This window comes from Ensifer sp. SL37, assembly GCF_026672675.1.
GTDB lineage: Bacteria > Pseudomonadota > Alphaproteobacteria > Rhizobiales > Rhizobiaceae > Ensifer > Ensifer adhaerens.
Genome location: NZ_JAPPRN010000006.1, coordinates 617,823 through 636,739 on the forward strand (window position 1 = coordinate 617,823; position 18,917 = coordinate 636,739).

At 63.1% G+C, this 18,917-nt stretch carries 18 protein-coding genes; 8 read left to right on the forward strand and 10 right to left on the reverse strand.

Translation table 11 applies throughout. From position 1 onward, the window contains the following. Nucleotides 1-277: 277 nt before the first annotated feature. The 5 genes from OVA00_RS15205 to OVA00_RS15225 all read right to left on the reverse strand — a co-directional run bounded on the left by OVA00_RS15205 (nt 278) and on the right by OVA00_RS15225 (nt 4,572). Nucleotides 278-1,441, reverse strand: a complete 1,164-nt coding sequence (locus OVA00_RS15205) for an Mrp/NBP35 family ATP-binding protein (protein WP_034801037.1) — start codon at nt 1,439-1,441, stop codon at nt 278-280. Nucleotides 1,442-1,468: 27 nt separating this feature from the next. Beyond that, entirely contained in the window at nt 1,469-1,819 is a 351-nt protein-coding gene (locus OVA00_RS15210) for a hypothetical protein (RefSeq protein WP_162732968.1), read from the reverse strand. A gap of 82 nt (nt 1,820-1,901) precedes the next feature. Next, the gene (locus tag OVA00_RS15215) at nt 1,902-2,675 is read right to left on the reverse strand and encodes a LuxR family transcriptional regulator (RefSeq protein WP_051659571.1); all 774 of its coding nucleotides are present in this window, start codon (nt 2,673-2,675) and stop codon (nt 1,902-1,904) included. A gap of 142 nt (nt 2,676-2,817) precedes the next feature. Further along, entirely contained in the window at nt 2,818-3,558 is a 741-nt protein-coding gene (locus tag OVA00_RS15220; RefSeq protein WP_034801035.1) for a LuxR family transcriptional regulator, read from the reverse strand. Between the two features lie 195 nt (nt 3,559-3,753). Further along, on the reverse strand, nt 3,754-4,572 hold the full coding sequence (locus OVA00_RS15225) for an IclR family transcriptional regulator (RefSeq protein ID WP_268089274.1): 819 nt from the start codon (nt 4,570-4,572) through the stop codon (nt 3,754-3,756). Between the two features lie 154 nt (nt 4,573-4,726). On the opposite strand from OVA00_RS15225, the gene OVA00_RS15230 reads away from it, so the two are divergent. The 5 genes from OVA00_RS15230 to OVA00_RS15250 all read left to right on the forward strand — a co-directional run bounded on the left by OVA00_RS15230 (nt 4,727) and on the right by OVA00_RS15250 (nt 9,770). Then, on the forward strand, nt 4,727-5,497 hold the full coding sequence (locus tag OVA00_RS15230; RefSeq protein ID WP_268089275.1) for an SDR family NAD(P)-dependent oxidoreductase: 771 nt from the start codon (nt 4,727-4,729) through the stop codon (nt 5,495-5,497). Continuing rightward, nucleotides 5,494-6,414, forward strand: a complete 921-nt coding sequence (locus OVA00_RS15235) for a 2-dehydro-3-deoxygalactonokinase (RefSeq protein WP_192339100.1) — start codon at nt 5,494-5,496, stop codon at nt 6,412-6,414. Before OVA00_RS15230 ends, OVA00_RS15235 begins: the two co-directional genes overlap by 4 nt. Before the next feature lie 15 nt (nt 6,415-6,429). Further along, nucleotides 6,430-7,065 carry a 2-dehydro-3-deoxy-6-phosphogalactonate aldolase gene (locus tag OVA00_RS15240; RefSeq protein WP_060602126.1) on the forward strand — a complete coding sequence of 212 codons (636 nt, stop codon included), beginning with the start codon at nt 6,430-6,432 and terminating at the stop codon, nt 7,063-7,065. After that, nucleotides 7,065-7,949, forward strand: a complete 885-nt coding sequence (locus OVA00_RS15245) for an SMP-30/gluconolactonase/LRE family protein (protein WP_268089276.1) — start codon at nt 7,065-7,067, stop codon at nt 7,947-7,949. The genes OVA00_RS15240 and OVA00_RS15245 overlap by 1 nt, the downstream gene beginning before the upstream one ends. A 96-nt stretch (nt 7,950-8,045) precedes the next feature. Beyond that, entirely contained in the window at nt 8,046-9,770 is a 1,725-nt protein-coding gene (locus OVA00_RS15250) for an IlvD/Edd family dehydratase (RefSeq protein WP_034801023.1), read from the forward strand. 63 nt (nt 9,771-9,833) lie between these two features. On the opposite strand, the gene OVA00_RS15255 is transcribed toward OVA00_RS15250, so the two are convergent. Together OVA00_RS15255 and OVA00_RS15260 are read right to left on the reverse strand one after the other, a co-directional pair. Next, nucleotides 9,834-10,106, reverse strand: a complete 273-nt coding sequence (locus OVA00_RS15255; RefSeq protein WP_268089277.1) for a hypothetical protein — start codon at nt 10,104-10,106, stop codon at nt 9,834-9,836. Continuing rightward, nucleotides 10,103-10,927: a hypothetical protein gene (locus OVA00_RS15260; protein WP_268089278.1), complete on the reverse strand. Its 825-nt coding sequence runs from the start codon at nt 10,925-10,927 to the stop codon at nt 10,103-10,105. The genes OVA00_RS15255 and OVA00_RS15260 overlap by 4 nt, the downstream gene beginning before the upstream one ends. 358 nt (nt 10,928-11,285) lie before the next feature. On the opposite strand from OVA00_RS15260, the gene OVA00_RS15265 reads away from it, so the two are divergent. Together OVA00_RS15265 and OVA00_RS15270 are read left to right on the forward strand one after the other, a co-directional pair. Continuing rightward, nucleotides 11,286-11,924, forward strand: coding sequence for a PRC-barrel domain-containing protein (locus OVA00_RS15265; protein WP_089044734.1), 639 nt, complete (start codon nt 11,286-11,288; stop codon nt 11,922-11,924). A gap of 290 nt (nt 11,925-12,214) precedes the next feature. Then, nucleotides 12,215-12,628 carry a hypothetical protein gene (locus tag OVA00_RS15270; protein ID WP_268089279.1) on the forward strand — a complete coding sequence of 138 codons (414 nt, stop codon included), beginning with the start codon at nt 12,215-12,217 and terminating at the stop codon, nt 12,626-12,628. Nucleotides 12,629-12,653: 25 nt separating this feature from the next. Here OVA00_RS15270 and OVA00_RS15275 read toward each other — a convergent pair whose 3' ends face one another. Next, nucleotides 12,654-14,204 carry a trimethylamine methyltransferase family protein gene (locus OVA00_RS15275; RefSeq protein ID WP_268089280.1) on the reverse strand — a complete coding sequence of 517 codons (1,551 nt, stop codon included), beginning with the start codon at nt 14,202-14,204 and terminating at the stop codon, nt 12,654-12,656. A 92-nt stretch (nt 14,205-14,296) separates the two neighbouring features. Between OVA00_RS15275 and OVA00_RS15280 the strand changes: the two genes are divergently transcribed. Then, complete coding sequence (locus OVA00_RS15280) at nt 14,297-15,235, forward strand: LysR substrate-binding domain-containing protein (RefSeq protein ID WP_112770497.1); 939 nt, start codon at nt 14,297-14,299, stop codon at nt 15,233-15,235. A gap of 6 nt (nt 15,236-15,241) precedes the next feature. On the opposite strand, the gene OVA00_RS15285 is transcribed toward OVA00_RS15280, so the two are convergent. Both OVA00_RS15285 and OVA00_RS15290 read right to left on the reverse strand, forming a co-directional pair. Continuing rightward, complete coding sequence (locus OVA00_RS15285) at nt 15,242-16,588, reverse strand: putative bifunctional diguanylate cyclase/phosphodiesterase (RefSeq protein WP_051659581.1); 1,347 nt, start codon at nt 16,586-16,588, stop codon at nt 15,242-15,244. A gap of 263 nt (nt 16,589-16,851) precedes the next feature. Further along, entirely contained in the window at nt 16,852-18,570 is a 1,719-nt protein-coding gene (locus OVA00_RS15290; protein WP_268089281.1) for a response regulator, read from the reverse strand. Nucleotides 18,571-18,917 lie beyond the last annotated feature (347 nt).

An 18,917-nucleotide genomic window follows, 5' to 3' on the forward strand; every position in this document is an offset into this window, starting at 1 on the left:
TCGGATGGGACGTTCCGCCAGTCAGGACAAAGTCTTCAACTCAGTCATCGCGAGAGGCCAAGATCTCGGGCGAGAGGGCGTCAAGTTGGGCACCTTCGCAAGTGCGGCAAGGCATATGGCGCAACGCAAACGCAAAATCAATGCCCTCTTGCAATCCGGCACGCGGGCATGCGCCGCCAGTTCGGCGCCACCCTATAGCATGTTTGCTTAAATCAAAACCGAATCAAGGGCAAAACGATTCGTGCCCGGCAGCCGGGCAGAACCGCTTCGAGACAAACTACTCGAACACGATGTTCGGCGCGGCGCGGCTTTTGTCCTGCTGCGTGGCTGATACCTGTTCCCAGACCTTGGTCGCGATATCGCGGTAGACGCGCGCGACCTCGCCTGCCGGGTCGGAGGCGACCAGCGGCGTTCCCGCATCCGACGTCTCGCGAATTCCCATCGTCAGCGGCACTTCGCCGAGGAAGGGCACGCCGATGCGTTCTGCCTCCTTGCGGGCGCCGCCGTGCCCGAAGATGTCGTAGCGGTTTCCGGTGTCGGGCGCGACGAAGTAGCTCATGTTCTCGACGATGCCGAGCACCGGGACTTCCACCTTGCGGAACATGGCAAGCCCCTTGCGCGCATCGATCAGCGCCAGGTCCTGCGGCGTCGAGACGATGACGGCACCGGCAAGCGGCACCTGCTGGGCCATGGTGAGCTGGGCATCGCCCGTGCCCGGCGGCATGTCGACCACGAGCACGTCAAGATCGCCCCAGGCGACCTCGCGCAACATCTGCAGAAGCGCCGACTGGATCATCGGTCCGCGCCAGATCATCGCCACTTCCTCATCGACGAGGAAACCCATGGACATGACCTTGAGGCCGTAATTTTCCATCGGGCGGATGAGCCGGCCCTCGATCTGCTGCGGCCGGCCGGAAATCTTCAGCAGCCGCGGCATCGAGGGGCCGTAGATATCGGCATCGAGCAGACCGACTTTCAGGCCGTTTGCCTGGAGTGCCAGCGCCAGATTGACCGACGTGGTCGACTTGCCGACACCGCCCTTGCCCGAAGCGACGGCGATAATCGCGCCGACGCCGGGGATCCCCGCCTTGGCGGGCGGTCCGCCAGCCGGACGCGGGGCGTGGGAGTGGCCTGCATGGGACGGTGCCTGCGGCTGCGGGCGCTGCACCGGCGCGCTGCCTGCGGCCGCCTTGCGGTCGGCCGTCAGAGCGACCATTGCCGCGGTGATCCCGGGAATGTCACGCACCACGCGCTCGGCTGCAGCCCGCATCGGCTCCAGCTCCTTGGCGCGTTCGGCCGGCACGGTGATCGAGAAATAGGCCTTGCCGTCGGAGATGAAGACATCAGACACGAGCCCGAGGTCGACGATATTGCCTTCCATGCCCGGGCCACGCACCGTGCGCAACTTTTCAAGCACCACTTCTTTCGTGACTTCCGGCATCGCGCCCTCTCATTCTTTTGTTATCTCTTAGATAGTCGAGGCGGGGCGCTTCGCCAATGCGACATAACGGAAAAAGGAAGGGCCACCACCCGCCTCGGTGTCCGTACATCCGGGATCACCTTCAAGGCGGGCAGTGGCCCTTTCGGTCGCGACCTTCTTGGGCGCTGTCTTCTTTTTAGTCCCCTCTGGACATGCCAATAGAAATGCAGGATGCGTGCCAGTTTCAGATCTGGCGGAAATAAGCAGCAATTTCAAAAAGATAATCTCGACCGCCATGCATCGGCCGGCGATGGCATATGCCCAGTTTCTGAGCAACCGTCTGCAAATCGTCCAAGGATGGAGCAGATCGCCCAGATGACGGAACCTTGGCGACAGCATGCCGGGCTTCCCCAAGCTTCTTTCGATCGCATCAGGTCGAGGACATTCAGGAAGAGGCTTGCGGCGCAGGGCCGACTTGGGGCTAGCTGATGTAGCCCTTCTTCATCGCCTTCACGACCGCCTGGGTACGGTTGACGGCGTCGAGCTTCTTGGTCACGTGGTTGAGGTAGTGGTTGACCGTATGCTCGGAGAGCCCGAGGATGCCGGCGATCTCGGCGCTGGTCTTTCCGGCAGCCGTCCAGCTCAAACACTGGATCTCGCGCTCCGAAAGTGCTGCGCCGCTGCTCTTCCACACGGAGCCGATTTCGGCGAGGCGGTTATAGACATGGATTGCAATCATCTGCAGTTCCATGGTGACGGTCATCGGCAGTTCGACCAGCGGGCCCATCAGGATGACCGCGCCGCGGCCGCCCTCGGCGTCATGAACCGGGAAGTAGCTTGCCTGGAAGATACCGTTTTCGCGCAGCATCTCGATGTATTCGGCCGCAGATTCCGGTTTGCCGCCCTCTCCCTCCCAGGCTGCAAGCGTCACCTGGAACGGCGTCGTCGTCTCGCGCAGGCGGCGCACGCCGGTGCTGAAGCGCAGCATCGACAGGCTGTCATACTTGTTCAGCAGCTCGGCCGGCATGTTGGAGATGACGGTGCTCGCGGCGAGGCGCTCCACGTCGATCGAGGGGATCGAGCAGATCAGAAACGTCTTGAAGCCAAAAACCTGCGTGATCCGCCGCATATAGCGGATGATATCGAACTGGGTCTCAAGCTTTGCGATCTCGGACGCGAAATCGCCGCCCCGGGGCAGATCTGCGTCAGTCATCCCGGTCGTCATCGTATCCTGCATTCGCGCGTTCCATGGCATTCATCACGTATCAAATAGACCGAGCCGCCTGCCAATGCCAACAGATGATCGAAAATCCCTGCCGCTTCGACCCAAAAGTCTGTGTATTTCCCCTCGTGAAGGCCGATATTGCCATCAGCTCGCGCACGACGCGTGCCGGCGATCAGTTGATCAACCCGGCGCGCACGGCCTTTGCAACGGTCTGAACGCGATTGACCGAATCCAGCTTGCGCGTTGCCCGGTTGAGGTAGTGGTTGACGGTATATTCGGACAGCGCCAGAATTTTCGCCATTTCACTGGTGGTCTTGCCGGCGGCCGCCCAGCGCAGGCACTCGACCTCGCGGCGTGAAAGGCTTCCCGCACCGCGCTTGTCGCGATCGCGCACCTCCATGTATTTGCTGTAGAGCACGCCGGCCCAAAGGTTGAGCTCCTGAAGCTCGTCATTGGAAACCACGGGGCGGTCGCCGCCAAAGGCGATCGCGGCGCGGTGGCCGCTCGCATCGTGCACCGGCAGATAGAGGCCGCGCGGCATGTTCGCCTGCTCGAAGACGCAGACCGCCGCATCGCCCTTGCCGTCGGCTCGGCGGCGCGCAAGCTGGTGCGCGTCGTAGGTAAAGGGGATGGTGCTGCGCCGAAGCCGCTGGATCACCGGGCTGCCATTGATCAAGCCGGCACTGTCATAGCCTTTGAGAAAGGCGGCCGGGTAGTTCGTCATCAAGGCGTTGACGGACAGGCTGTTGCTCTCCGTTTCCGGAATGGCAAGCACCAGGAAACCACGGAAACCGTAGGAATCCGCAACCTGGGCGATCACGCGCCTGATATCCTCTTCGCAACAAATCGGCCCACGGATGGTTCGCCCATCAGGAAGCGCCAACGCCGACAAATTCGCGCTGAAATCGATCATCTTCCGCCCTTCTCCACATCCGGTTCCATGCGGGAACCGGCCGCTGACGCCGCATGAAGATCACGTCAAAAATTTATACCAATACCAAAAACGAACCAGACTAAGACCATCCACGAACCTGAGTCTGATATATTAAAGCTATCGAGCGAGACGCGCCACGTCCAGTCGATGTTTCTAATTTACCGTAAAGTGAATTCAAGGTCCACCACGGCCGGGCCCAAGACGGATCGCCGCGTCCTCGCCAACCGCTTGCGCCGCTGCCCGAACCGCTGCCGCCCAGGCCGACAATTGTTCCATGGTCACCCGATAGGCAGGCCCGGTTACCGACAGGCCGGCCGCAAGTTCGCTGCCGGGAATGAGGATAGGTGCTGCAACGCAGCGGATCTCCGTCTCATGTTCCTCGCGGTCGAAAGCGTGGCCGTCGCGCCGGATTTCCTCGATCTCCGCCAGCAAGGCGGCAGCCGAGCGATGGGTGTGCGGCGTGAAGGCGTGAAACTCGGTTCGGGCCAAAATACCTTCCAACTCCGGCTGTCCAAGCAAGGACAGCGCCGCCTTGCCGATGCCGGTGCAATAGGCCGGCGACGCCTTGCCGATCTGCGAACTCATGCGCACCGTCTGGCGACTCTCCACCTTGTCGACATAGACGATCTCGGTCTCGCGCAGGATGCCGAGATGCACGGTCTCGCCGGTCAGTTCGTGCAATCGCTGCAGGTGCGGCTCGGCAACATCGCGAAAGCGATTGGCGGACCAGGAGCGATAGGCCAGCGTCAGCAGCCGAAGGCCAGGCTCATAGGAGAGGTCGCGGCGCTGGATCAGCAGTCCTTCCTCGACCAGATGGCTGAGCAGCCGGTACAACGTGCCGCGCGGCTGGCCGGACCGGGCGAGAATATCGGTAAAACGCTGCGGGCCATCGGCGGTGACCACCGCTTCCAGGGCGGTGATTGCCTTGCCGAGCGTGCCCGTGCCAGCCTCCGCACGCACTTCGTCCCCTCCGCCTGCCGCTTCACCCGTCATCGTCGCTCGCTTGTTTGTTTCCGATTGCAGTCGCGCGATCGGGCGCGCGACCTTGACAAGGTAGACGCTTCGACGTGATAATTCCATATAATAAAATCAAGTTCCAAATAATGGAACAATTCTTCGCCATAGGACTGATCGGGGATACAGGAATATGCCGGTGCCGAAGGCACAATTTCATGATCTCAAAGACCGCGCGGTGCTGGTCACCGGTGGCGGTTCCGGCATTGGCGCAGCGCTTGTCGAGGGCTTCGTCGACCAGGGTGCACGGGTGGCCTTCGTCGATATCGACGAAAGGGCAAGCCTCGACCTCGTCGAACGGCTCGCCATCAAGGCAAGCACGGCACCGGTCTATATTCCCGCCGACTTGCGCGACATCGAAGCGGTAAAAAAGGCCGCGCAGACTGCGGCGGCCGCTCTCGGCGCGATCCACGTGCTCGTCAACAATGCGGCGCGCGACGATCGCCAGCCACTGGAAAGCGTGACCGAAGAGAGCTGGGACGAGAGCCAGGCGGTCAACCTCAGGCACCTCTTCTTCATGAGCCAGGCGGTTGCACCGCATATGCGCGAAGCCGGCGGCGGGTCGATCGTCAATTTCTCGTCGATCGCCTATCTGCTCAACATGGCCGAAATCCCGGCCTATGCGACGGCGAAAGCCGCGATCGTCGGCCTGACCAAATCGCTCGCCGGAAAGCTCGGCCAGGACAACATCCGCGTCAACGCGATCCTGCCCGGCATGATCGTCACCGAGCGCCAGAAACGGCTGTGGCTGAGCGACGCGGCAATCGCCGGCATGCAGGAACGGCAGTGCCTGAAGCGCAGCCTCACCGCCGACGATCTCGTCGACCCTTGCCTTTTTCTCGCGTCGGCGTGCTCGTCGGGCATGACCGCGCAAACAATGATCATCGATGGAGGCGCACTTTGATGACGGCAGCCTATTATGCCGCGGTCGACTGGGGAACCACGAGTTTCCGGCTGTGGATCATCGGCGAGGATGGCTCGGTGCTCGCCGAACGCCGAAGCGGCGAAGGCATGACCACGGCCAACAAGGCCGGGTTCCATGCGATCCTCGAAAAGCACCTGGCCGCCGTCGATGCGCCAGGCCACCTGCCGGCGATCATCTGCGGCATGGCCGGCGCCAAGCAGGGCTGGGTCGAGGCCGGCTATCTCGATACGCCGGCCGCGCTCGCCGATATCGCCTCCCATGCCGTGGCAGTGCCGGATCTCGATCGCGACATCCGTATCCTGCCGGGTCTGGCGCAGCGTGATCGGCGGCACCCGGATGTGATGCGCGGCGAGGAGACGCAATTGCTCGGCGCGGCAAGCGACCTCGGTCGCGGCCGGCATCTCGTCTGCATGCCGGGCACGCACAGCAAATGGGTGCGGCTCGAAGACGGCGCCGTCAGCGGCTTTTCCACCTTCATGACCGGCGAATTGTTCGACGTGATCTCCAAGCACTCGATCCTCAGCCACTCGATCGCCGACGCGCACGCGTTTACCGGCGATCATCCCGCCTTTGCGGCGGCGGTGGCCGAGGCACGCACAAATCCGGCGCTCGCCACCAGCCTGATCTTCGGCGCGCGCTCAGGCCAATTGCTGCACGGCGCAAGCGCGACCGACGCCAAGGCATTGCTGTCGGGCACGCTGATCGGCCTGGAGATCGCCGGCGCGCTGGCTTCAGCCAAGACGATCGACAGCATCTGCCTCGTCGCCTCCGGATCCCTTGGCACGCTTTATCAGGCCGCGCTCGAAAGCCTCGACTGCCCTCTTCAGGTGGTCGATGCCGACACGGCCGTCCGCTCCGGCCTTTCGACCGCCGCCCAGGCGATCTGGCCCCTCTGAACGAAAGACACGCTCATGACCCGCATTCCCTTTCCGTCGATGAAGTATCCGCTGATCGCGATCCTGCGCGGCCTCAAGCCCGAGGAAACCGCAGGCGTCGTCGGTGCCCTGATCGAGACCGGCTTCTCCGCGATCGAGATCCCGCTGAATTCGCCCGATCCGTTCCGCTCGATCGAGACGGCCGTGAAGATGGCGCCCGAGGGATGCCTGATCGGCGCCGGCACGGTGCTGACGACGGCACAGGTGGAACAACTCGCCGATGTCGGCGGCCGCCTGATGGTGAGCCCCAATGTCGAGCCGGCGGTGATTTCTCTCGCCGCCAAGAAGGGCATGGTGACCATGCCCGGCGTGCTCACCCCGACCGAGGCGCTTTCGGCCGCGGCGGCGGGCGCCACCGGCCTCAAGTTCTTCCCGGCAAGCGTGCTCGGCCCGTCCGGCATCACCGCGATCCGCGCGATCCTGCCGCCGGAGCTAGAAATCGCTGCCGTCGGTGGCGTTTCGGACGCGAATTTCGGCGACTATGCCAAGGCCGGTATCCGCAGCTTCGGTCTTGGTTCCAGCCTCTACAAGCCCGGCATGAGCGCGGCTGAAGTGCGCGAGCGCGCCGTTGCCACCATCAAGGCCTACAACGCCGTCTACGGAGCGCGCTGATGAGCGACACCATCCCCTTTTCCGGCAGCATTCTCTGCGAAGCGACGTCGATCCTCGGCGAAGGTCCGACCTATGACCCGGCCACCGGCACCGCTTGGTGGTTCAACATCAAGGGCCAGGAACTGCATGAACTGCACCTCGAAAGCGGGCGCAAGACCGTGCACGCCCTACCCTTCCTCGGCAGCGTGCTCGCCGTCATCGATCCGACCCGGCAGCTGATCGCCTCCGACCAGGGCCTCTTCATCAGGGATACGCGGACCGGTGCCTTCAGCCTGCTGACCACGCTTGAGGACGAACCCATCAATCGCTCGAACGACGGCCGGGTTCATGCGTCCGGTTCGCTCTGGATCGGCACCATGGGCCGCAGCGCCGAAAAGGGCTCCGGCGCGATCTATCACGTCGCCGGCAGCAAGGTGACGAAGCTCTATGCCGCCATCACCATTCCCAACAGCATCTGCTTCTCGCCGGATGGAACCGTCGCCTATTTCGTCGATACCGACATCAATCACCTGATGCGCGTCGATATCGACGCCGCAACCGGGCTGCCGAAAGGCGAACCGAGCCTGCTCGTCGACGGCAGTGGCGAAGCCGGCGGCATCGACGGCTCCGTGTGCGATGCCGACGGCCTGATCTGGAACGCCCGCTGGGGCAGCGGCTCAGTCGATGTCTACCGCCCCGACGGCGCGCGCATCGCGCGCTACGCCGTGCCGACGGGCCAGCCGAGCTGCACCGCCTTCATCGGAGCGAAGGCCAACCGCATGCTGGTGACATCCGCCTGGCAGGACATGGACGAGGCAACGCGTGCGGCGGACCCGCATGCCGGCAAGGCCTTCGATCTCGGCGTCAGTGTCAAGGGCCGGTTCGAACCGTCTTTCCGTCTCTGACCGGAAATTCTTGGCCGAGTAACTCTTGGCGAAGCGCCAATAAAAAGTCATACAATTCAGCCACGCGTTTGATCGCATGGTGAGGAGGAAGCTCGCATGAGCGACAAGAAGAAAGAACTGCGCAGCCGTCACTGGTACGGCGGCACCGACAAGGATGGGTTTATCCATCGCTCCTGGATGAAGAACCAGGGATTTCCGGACCACGTTTTCGACGGCCGCCCGATTATCGGCATTTGCAACACCTGGTCGGAACTCACGCCCTGCAACAGCCATCTGCGCATTCTGGCAGAGGGCGTGAAGCGTGGCGTGTGGGAGGCCGGCGGTTTCCCGGTCGAGTTCCCGGTGTCTTCGCTCGGCGAGACGCAGATGCGCCCGACCGCGATGCTCTTTCGCAATCTGCTCGCCATGGATGTCGAAGAGGCGATCCGTGCCTATGGCATCGACGGCGTGGTGCTGCTCGGCGGCTGCGACAAGACAACCCCCGGCCAGTTGATGGGTGCGGCGTCGGTCGACCTGCCGACGATCGTCGTCTCCTCCGGCCCGATGCTGAACGGCAAGTGGAAGGGCAAGGACATCGGCTCCGGCACGGATGTCTGGAAGTTCTCCGAGGCCGTACGCGCCGGTGATATGAGCATGCAGGAATTCATGGCGGCAGAAAGCGGCATGTCGCGCTCACCGGGTGTGTGCATGACCATGGGCACCGCCACCACCATGGCGTCGATCGTCGAGGCTATGGGCCTGTCGCTGCCGACCAATGCCGCGCTGCCGGCCGTCGACGCCCGCCGCATGGCACTGTCGCACATGACCGGCAAACGCATCGTCGAGATGGTGCATGAAGACCTGCGCCTGTCGAAGGTGCTGACCAAGAAGAATTTCGAGAACGGCATCATTGCCAACGCCGCCGTCGGCGGTTCGACCAATGCCGTCGTGCACATGCTGGCGATCGCCGGCCGCGCCGGCGTTGATCTCTGTCTTGAGGATTTCGACCGCGTCGGCAGCCAGGTGCCGTGCATCGTCAACTGCATGCCGTCCGGCAAGTATCTGATCGAAGACCTCGCCTATGCCGGCGGCCTGCCGGCGGTGATGAACCGCATCCAGCATCTGCTGCATGCCGACGCGCCGACGGTCTTCGGCGTGCCGATCAGCAAATACTGGGAAGATGCCGAAGTCTACAACGACGACGTCATCCGCCCGCTCGACAATCCGCTGCGGGCTGCCGCCGGCATTCGCGTGCTCAAGGGCAACCTTGCCCCGAACGGCGCCGTCATCAAGCCGTCGGCCGCAAGCGAGCATCTCCTCGTCCATGAAGGTCCGGCCTATGTCTTCGAGACGATCGAGGAGCTGAAGGCGAAGATTGACGATCCGGACCTGCCGGTGACCGAGGACACGATCCTTGTGCTCAAGGGCTGCGGACCCAAGGGCTATCCGGGAATGGCCGAGGTCGGCAACATGCCGATCCCGCGGCGCCTCGTCGAAAAGGGCGTGCGCGACATGGTGCGCGTGTCCGACGCCCGCATGTCCGGTACCGCCTTCGGCACCGTGGTCCTGCATGTCAGCCCGGAATCGAATGCCGGCGGGCCGCTCGCCATCGTCAAGACCGGCGACCGCATCCGCCTCGACGCGATGAAGGGCGAGCTCAACCTGATGATCAGCGAGGAAGAGTTTGCGACGCGCATGGCCGCCTGGCAGGCGCCGCCGCAGAAATGGACCCGCGGCTACTACAAGCTCTACCAGGACACGGTGCTGCAGGCCGACAAGGGTGCGGACCTCGACTTCCTCGTCGGCGGCAGCGGCAGCGAAGTGCTGCGCGAAAGCCACTGACGGCTTCGGACGCAGTTCGAGGCAGACGCGTTTCAAATACCCCGCCCGTCAGGCGGGGTATTTTTATCCGGCCAGGGAACGGGAGCCCAACGGCGAAAGCCTTGCGGCCGGCGAACGCAGTCGCGACCAGGTTTCAAAGCCGTAGATGGCGAGCCCGAGCGCAATGAAAAACTCCTTGTACTCGGTCGGGTCCCAAAGGCGCACGAGCGTGGAAGCCTGGAGAATGAACAGCTCCTGGATCGCGACGATCAGAATGGCGCCTGCCGTCAGCACGATGAACTCGCGCCAGTGCCCCGCCCTCAGCGCGATATCGGCGATCACCAGCAGTATGATCACGGTATCATCACCATCATCTGCGTCGGCAGCATGCTCCAGTTGTCGCTGTTGAAGGCGGCCATCGGGGCGCTTGCCGCCAGCACCAGCACGCTCGGGGCGAAAGCATCGAGCCGGCCAAGGCTGATGCTCTTGCGCAGATAGAGCCAGACGAAGGGCGCCAGCGTCAAAAGGAAGAAGCTGCCGGTGTAGTAGAGCAGTTCCGAGAAGCCGGTGGAGATGTTGTGCAGGTTCAATTCCTGCTGCTTGTTGAGCGCGAGCAGGCCCTCCGGCGTGGCGATACCGAAGACGCGCTGCATCCAGGATATCTCCTCCATGCCGACCACGAAGAAGCAAAGCGCCAGAAGCGCTGCAAAAGCCGCGGCCATCCAGGCGCGACGTCCCGTTCCTGAACGGGCCACGCGCAGTTGCCCGACGGCAGCAAACGCAAAGAAACCGCTGGCGATGAAGATCAGCAGGGCAGAGGCCCATTCGACCAGGCCGTCTTCACGCGCCAGAAGGCTGAAACCGAGGGGATCGGCAACGAACACCAGCGCCATCAGCACGGCGAGCATCCAGCCGGCGACACAAAGCCCAAGCTCGCGGCCGGACGCCAGCCGCAGCTCCGGCGCGCCCAGCCAGGCGGCATCGCGGGTAAAGCCCTGAACCGCCGCGAGTGACAGGCTCAGCGCCACCCAGGCATGCCAGAGATTGTAGGGCTCGACGCCAGGAACCCGTTCCGAAAAATAGCGCAGCCCAAAAAGATTGCGCTCGATCAGAACGAGGCCGGCCATCGCCAGAACGGAGAGCAAGGAAACAGAAAGAAAGCGGCGCGGCAAAAACATCGTGAAAACCATCCCGGGATAACAGGGTGACGACGCTGCGCGCTATTTCCTGCCATCTGCCAAGTATCGACAAGAACGCTCAAGAATTCATGAATGGCCCAAAGTACATAATTGATCACTAAAATACATATATTCGAAAAACAAAATACATGTCCGCGCGAGATTGCCGATAATCCTTGGAAAATCGCGGCGGAGGGTCACGTTCAGCGGCAACGGACCTTTCGACCTGAAACTTTGACTAATTTTTCCGGAACCGTTCGGGCTCCCGGGCGTTGACACCATATCACCGGCGCGGTCGACCTGGCGGCAGAAGCCAGGCCCGCGCCCTGATCGAAACGTCAAGGAAAGGCAGTTTGAGATGATCAAGAAACTCGTAACAACCGTCGCGGCCGGCGCGCTCTTCGCGGGTCTTACTGTCGCCCCGGTGGCTTTCGCGCAGGACGCAACCAAGCCGATGGAACAGCCGCAGACGATGCAGCCGGCGCAGCCCGCCCCGGACGCCATGGCTCCGGCCGATCAGGCTGAAACGAAGCCGCCGATCACGGAAACCAAGACCGCTGATATGGCGCAATCGGACGCCACCTATCTGACCGAGCAGGCAAGCGACCAGATCGCAGCCAGCACCTATATCGGCCAGAGCGTGTACAATGCCGGTGACGAAAGCATCGGCGAGATCAATGACCTGATCATGAAGAAGGATGGCGGCGTGGAAGCGGCCGTAATCGGTGTCGGCGGCTTCCTGGGTCTCGGTGAAAAGGACGTAGCGGTTCCGTTTGATCGCATCACGATCGCCGAGCAGCCCAACACGGACAAGCTGAAGCTGACGACCACCGAAACCGCCGATACGCTGAAGGCGGCTCCGGAGTTCAAGACGAAGGCGCAGCAGGTTGCCGAACAGAACGCCAACCAGCCGGTTGACACGTCGACGACCTCTTCGACCACGACTACTGCACCGGCGCAGCCGATGCAGCAGGGTACCGAACAGCCGCAGCAGTAACGTCGTAGCATTCCAAGCTGTTCAGTACGCCTTCCAACGGGCGGCGGTGCCAGGCACCGCCGCCTTGGCTTTGCGTCAGACGAGCACTCTGTCGCGTAGGGCATCGTAAATGCCCGCGTGGATGTTGCGGCTGGCGACGGCATCGCCGATGCGGAACATGTCGAAGCGGGCATCGAGGTTTTCTGCGGGGTGGTGTTCTCGCCGCGAAGCAGCGCCTTGTAATCGACGCCCCCCAGCTTCCGAGAAAGCAGCTCGAGTTCACGACAGAGGTCGTCCATCGGCACCGTGCCATGCTCGACCACCAGTGGCGCGACACGCCCCTTGATCGTTGCCTTGTCCGAAAAATCGGAACCGAGCGTCGCAACAAGGCCATTGCACTCCCGCCGAACGGATTTCACCCGCGTGTTGATCGTCACCCGGACATTGTGTTCGGCAAAGGCGGTCGCATAGGGCACATGGTTCATGCCCGCGACCTCGGGCGCGAACATGCGCTCGGGCGAGACGATCTGCTCGCCGCCGCCTCGCGCGATCAGCTCGGCCGCCATCATGCCGCTATAGGCGCCGTTGTCGTCATAGAGCGGCACCGGCCCCTCCGGCTTCACCGTCCCGGCGATGATATCCCAGCTCGACACGACGAGGTGGTCGGCTCAGGCGGTAAGACTGCAGCAGCGGATCTTTCGACGATGTCGTTTCCTGTTCCTTGAAAGGCGACCGAGAATGCCGGCTTCGTCAGTACCAAGCATCCGCCATGCTCTCCTTGCGGCGCGTGACATAATCGATCAGCGCCTCGTCGAGCGCCACATCCAGCGGCGGCGCTTCATATTCGGCAAGCGTCTTCTTCCAGGCGCGGTTGGCACGCGTCGCCATGTCGGTCTCGCCCTCCTCAACCCATTTCTCGAAGGGCTCGTTGTCCGAAAGGGCCGAATCCCAGAAGGCGGTCTGGTAGTTGCGCATGGTGTGGTCGCAGCCGAGGAAATGGCTGCCGGGACCGACCTGCAGGAAGGCGTCCATGGCCAGCGTGTTGTCGTCGACGACCACGCCGGCAAGATAGGCATGCAGCGCGCCGCAGAAGTCGGTGTCCATAACGAACTTCTCGTAGGACATGGCGAGCAGCCCATCGACGAAGCCGGCGGAATGCAGGATGAAATTCGCGCCACAATGCACCGCCGAGAGCATCGACATCGCGCCTTCCTGCATCGCCTGTGCATCCGGCAGCTTCGAATTGGAGAAATTGCCGGCACAGCGCAGCGGCAGGCCGAGCCGGCGCGCAAGCTGGCCGACGACCATGCTGCCGATCGCCGGTTCCGGCGTGCCGAAGGTGGGCGAGCCCGAGCGCAGCGACATGGACGACAGGAAGTTGCCGAAAATGACCGGGGTGCCCTTGCGCTCTAGCTGGGTCAGCGCACAGCCGGCAAGCGTCTCGGCATAGGACTGGGCGATGGCGCCGGCATTGGTGACCGGCCCCATGGCGCCGCCAAGGATGAAGGGCACAATGACCGCGGCCTGGTTTGCCCGCGCATAGGCGCGTAGCGACTTCGTCATCGTCCCGTCCCAGACGAGCGGCGAATTGACGTTGACGTTGCCGAGGATGACGCAGTTGCGATCGACGAAATCGCGACCAAAGAGAATGCGCGCCATCTCGATCGAATCTTCGGCACGGTCTTCCGCCGTGATCGAACCCATGAAGGCGCGGTCGGAATATTTGATATGGCTGTAGACCATGTCGAGGTGGCGCTTGTTGACCGGCACGTCGACCGGCTCGCAGATCGTGCCGCCGGAATGGTGCAGCCAGGGGCTCGACTGCGCCAGCTTGATCAGATTGCGGAAGTCCTCGATCGTGCCGTAGCGCCGGCCCTTGTCGAGGTCCATGACGAAGGGCGAGCCATAGGCCGGCGAGAAGACGACGTTGTTGCCGCCGATCTCGACATTGCGCGCCGGATTGCGGGCATGCTGGGTAAACTGGTGCGGCGCCGAGGCGACGATTTCCTTCAGCATGCCCGGTTCGAAGGTCACCCGGACGCCGTCGACCTTCGCGCCGGCCCTTCGCCAGTGATCGAGAGAAACCGGGTCGTCGCGAAACTCGATGCCGACTTCGGCAAGGATTCGATCGGCAATCGCCTCGATCCGAAGCAGGCTTTCCTCGCCGAGGATATCATAAGTCGGAATGTTTCTGGTGATGTAGGGAGCACCGAGGCTGCGTCCTGCGCCCTCGCGTCGGTTCGGCCGTGTGCCGCGTATCCGTCTCGGTGCCGCCGCGTCCGTTGCCAGTGCCGTCTCCATGCCTATATCCTCCCATCATCTCAGATGATGCTATGGGCGAAAAATTCCACTGTAACGCTGGAAAAATTCGATCCATGCTATAAGCGTGATTTATGGAAAACCTGCGCCGCCTGCTCCCGTCCGCCGCAAGCCTCATCGTGTTCGAGGCAGCCGGCCGCCACCAGAACTTCACCCGTGCCGCCAACGAGCTCGGCATGACCCAGGCTGCAGTCTCCTACGCCGTGCGCGGTCTTGAGGAACAGCTGGGCGTGCCGCTGTTTCATCGCGTGCACCGCGCGGTCGAGCTGACGGAAGCGGGCGAGAAGTTTCATGCCGACGTCTCCGTCGGCCTGTCGCGCATCCAGAAGTCGGCCGAAGACATTCGCGCCAAGGGCCGCGAGACCAACGTGACGCTCGCGGCCTCCACCGCCTTTGCCTCGATGTGGATGCTGCCGCGCCTCAACCGCATGCGCGAGGACCTGCCGGAAATCGATCTCCGGATCCAGACCAGCGTGCGCGACCTCGATCTGGAAGAAGAGCCGATCCCGCTCGGCATCCGCGGCGGCGACCCAAGCCATTGGCCGCGTTACCATGCCGCCCTGCTCGCCGACGAGGTGGTCAACGCGGTCGCCACACCCGCCTATATCGAGCGGCACGGCTTGCCGAAAACAGCCGCCGACCTGCCCCGGCACAACCTCATCCATCTGGAAGAGCCGGTCCGACGCGCCTGCGACTGGACCGAGTGGTTTGCGAGCGCCGGCCTTGCCTATCCCAAACAGGCCCGTCGGCTTTCGATCAACGACTATGTCCTGGTGATCCAGGCGGTGCTATCCGGCGAAGGCGTGGCGCTCGGCTGGGAACACTTGATCTATCCGCAGATCCGCTCGGGCGCGCTGGTTCCGGTCGCCGGACACGTGCTGAAGACGGGCCTTGCCTTCTACGTCGTCTGGCCGCGATCGCGCGAACTGAATGCGCAGGCCAAAAGGGTGCGTGACTGGCTGCTGGATGAGGGGCGGCGCGACCGTGCAGCGATGCCCGGCGCCGAGGACTAACCCGGATCAGGCCTGGGCGGGAAGATCGCGGTAGCGATCGGCAAGATAGCGCATCGTCGCCACCGCATCGGCGGGCTTTCCGTAGAAGTAGCCCTGCCCCAGTCCGCAGCCGAGCGCCTTCAGTTTCAGGGCTTCGGAAAAATCCTCGATGCCTTCGGCGACGACTTCGAGCTCAAGCCCCTCGCACATCGACACGATCGCCTTGATGATATGCTCCGAGGCACGATCGGCAGAAATGCGCGAGACGAAGGCCCGGTCGATCTTGACCTTGTCGAAGGAGAAGTCGCGTAGCCGGCCAAGGCTCGACTGGCCCGTGCCGAAGTCGTCGAGCGAGACGCGGACGCCGGCGGCGCGCAGTTCCGCAACGATCTTCTGGGCGATATCCGCATCGGCCATGACGGCCGTTTCGGTGATCTCCAGCTCCAGGCGCCGCGGGTCGAGGCCGATCTGGCTGATGATCGACAGCAGGCGCCGGCTGGTGGTCGGATCCGTGAGCTGCGCCGAGGAGAGATTGAAGGAGAGGAAGAGCTCCTTCGGCCAGGAAAGCGCGGCATGGGCTGCCTTGCGCAGCAGGACCTCGGCGAGCGAATCGATGAAACCACGCTCTTCGGCGAGCGGCACGAACACCGCCGGCGAGACATAGCCGAGATCGGCATCGCACCAGCGCGCCAAGGCCTCGAAGCCGACAACCGCGTCGTTGCGCAGATCGACGATCGGCTGGAAGTGCACGTCAACCTCGTTGGCGATGATGGCGTTGCGCAGCGCTTGCTCAAGCTGCGTCGCGCGCTTCATCTCCTGGGCGATCTCCTGCGAGTAGACGGTGATCTGCCCGCGGCCGCGGCGCTTCGAGCGATAAAGCGCGGTATCGGCGCTTTTCAGGAGGTCCTCGAATACCTCTCCGGCAAAGGGATAAACGGCGAAACCGAAGGAGGCGGACAGACGAACGTGACGGTCGCCGAGATCGAAGGGGGCCGACAGCACCTCCTTCAGCATCTGTCCGATCTTCTCGGCGCCCTTGCGCTCGAAGATCAGCGGCAACACGAAGGCAAATTCATCGCTGTCGAAACGGATGATCGTGGCGCCCTCGGGCGCGCAGGCCTTCAGGCGATAGGCCACCTGGCAGAGAATCTCGTCGCCCGCTTCCGGTCCGAACAGGTCATTGATCGGCTTGAAACCATCGATATTGGCAAGGCCGATGGTGAACGGGGCCGGGTCGCTGGCACGCTCCTCGGCGAGATCAAGGACACACTGGCGCAGGCAACGGGCGTTGCCGAGCCCCGTCAGTTGATCGACATCACCCCGGGCCGCAGGCGCCTCGCGGCCAACACGGTGGTAAGGAGTTTCCGCTGTCATCATCGCCGTCCCCCACTCATCTGGCAGGGATGGCGTGCGATCGAGCCTGCCGCCAGCGTGCGCCACGACGCAAACCGGCTGTGTCTTTCCGACACGACCGGGGCTTGGGCAACGAGGTGGATGCGAGGCATACGGATGGGGCTCTACACTTTAGCGGCAATTCGGGGCAGACGATCGCAATCGGCGGTTAACAATCCGATATCGTGCCGCTCCAAGATTTGCCATTGGCCTCCCCAATTCTAGCGAGTTGACACGCCTTTTACTCAACCTGCCGTTCGTACTGCCTTCACCGGCATGAATTTTCTCAACACCGCCTCGATCATATCGGGGCTCACCGGCTTCATGATGTGGTCGTCCATGCCGCATGCCTTGCATTGCTGCAGGTCGATATCCAAGGCCTGGGCGGTAACCCCGATGATCGGGGTTTTCTGTGCGCGTCCCTTTTCAGCCGACCGGATTGCGACGGTTGCGTCGAAGCCGTTCATGACCGGCATCGACACATCCATCAGAACAAGGGCCGGTTGCAGTTCGTGCCAGAGTTCGACGGCCTCGCGACCGTTGGCGGCGATCCGGTGCGAAACGCCGAGCCCCTCGAGGATCTGGGTGAAGACGAACTGGTTGATCTGGTTGTCTTCGGCAACGAGCACGTCGACCTGCGGAGCCGGCGGCGGCGGCGCGATCTCTTCGGCCTCGAACGACAGCGACCATTCCGGTTGCGGCGCGGCACCCGCGCGCTCGGAACAAACACGGAAGACTTCCGCAAGCACCGCCGCCCCGTCCTGATCGGCGGACACCGGGAGGATCGGGCTGTCGCGCCAGCCGGTAGCGATCTTCTGCCGCTCGGGGAAAGCCGCGTCGAGCAGCAGGATGTCGAGTTTCAGCCCCGCCTCGTCGACAGCAGCGCAGAAGGCGTGCAATTCGTCGACATCGCGAACGGCGCAGGCGTCGAGCCCGGAGCCGCGCAGCCGGGCGACAAGCCGCTCCTCCAGCGCTCGGTCGTCGGTCGCCAGAAGCACCCGCAGGCCGCGCGCCGGCAAGGTCTCGATCATCGACCCCGCCTCGACGAGCTGCTGGACATTCAGCGCCCGGAAAGGATCGTAGAAATTCTGCGCCGCGGCAAAAATGCTGTAGTCGCGGATCTGCAGGGCGACCTCGCCCGAGGGCTCCTCGCCGCCCTGATACCAGACGGCAATATCGGTCACGTCGTTCATGCAGGTGACGACGAAATGGCGGCCGGGCATGCCGACGCGGTACTTGCGGGTCAGCACCCAGAGGTCGCTACCGTCGGCACGCACGATGTGCTCGGCCTGCGAAAACGGTTTGCCGGTTTCAAGCACCATGCGATCGGACTGTTCGAAGCGCTCCGCCAGGTCGCTCTCGACCAGGTCCCAGGCTGAGCGGCCGAGGATGGCGTCCTGCGCCAGGTCATGGATCAGGCAGAAGGCCTTGTTGACTGCGATGTAATTGAGATTGCGATCCTTGACGCAGATGGGATTGGGCTGCGCGTCGAGGATCTGCTCGGTCAGTTCCACCCGCTCCAGGTCGGTCTGAAGCTGTTCGTCGCGCTTCTTCTGGTCGGAGACGTCGCTGATCGACAGGATGCCCATGCCGCTCGACAGGCGGCGCTTGCGCATCGAAACCCAGCGGGTGCGGCCGGCGCGCTCTACGCTCTCGTAGCGCTCGCGCCAATGCAGCGCCATGTGCTCGGCAATCCATTCCTCGCGGTTGGTGCGTCGGCGGCTGTTTTCCGGGACGGTGCCCGGACGGACACCGGTGTCATAGACGGCACCGAGGAAGTCCCTGAGCCGCGCGCCCGGCATCAGGGCTTCCGCTGGCACCGGGAAAAATTGCAGCATCGTGCGGCTGGCAAAGAGAATGGTATCGTCCCGGCTGCAGACAAGCACAGCGATGCCGAGTGCGTCGCAACTCGACTCAAGAATGACCCTGTTGATGTCCGCGCCGTTCGGCGCCCCATCGCTCATCGCACTGTCCTCACTCGCCTACCGCATGTGTCCCTGGATCGTCAGATCAGGGGGAACAGGCGGCCATCCAAAGTGCCACAACGGCCTGCCGCGTCTTCATAATGACGCGCGGCGCTGCAACGGCGGTTTCATTTCGGGACATGCTGGGGTGGCCTTGGCAGGCGTCTCTTCGAGCGGCGGGAGTGCGGCGTCCAGCTACGCCGCAAGGCTCAAAAGACAAAACCCGTGATCATTCAGGTTGTTGTGGAAAATCGCAGCAGAGTGTTAAGGGCCGATTAAACCCTCGATCATTTTTCAAGGGTAACGGCACCAAGCGCTCGCGACCGGGGACGAGATACCGTCCCCTC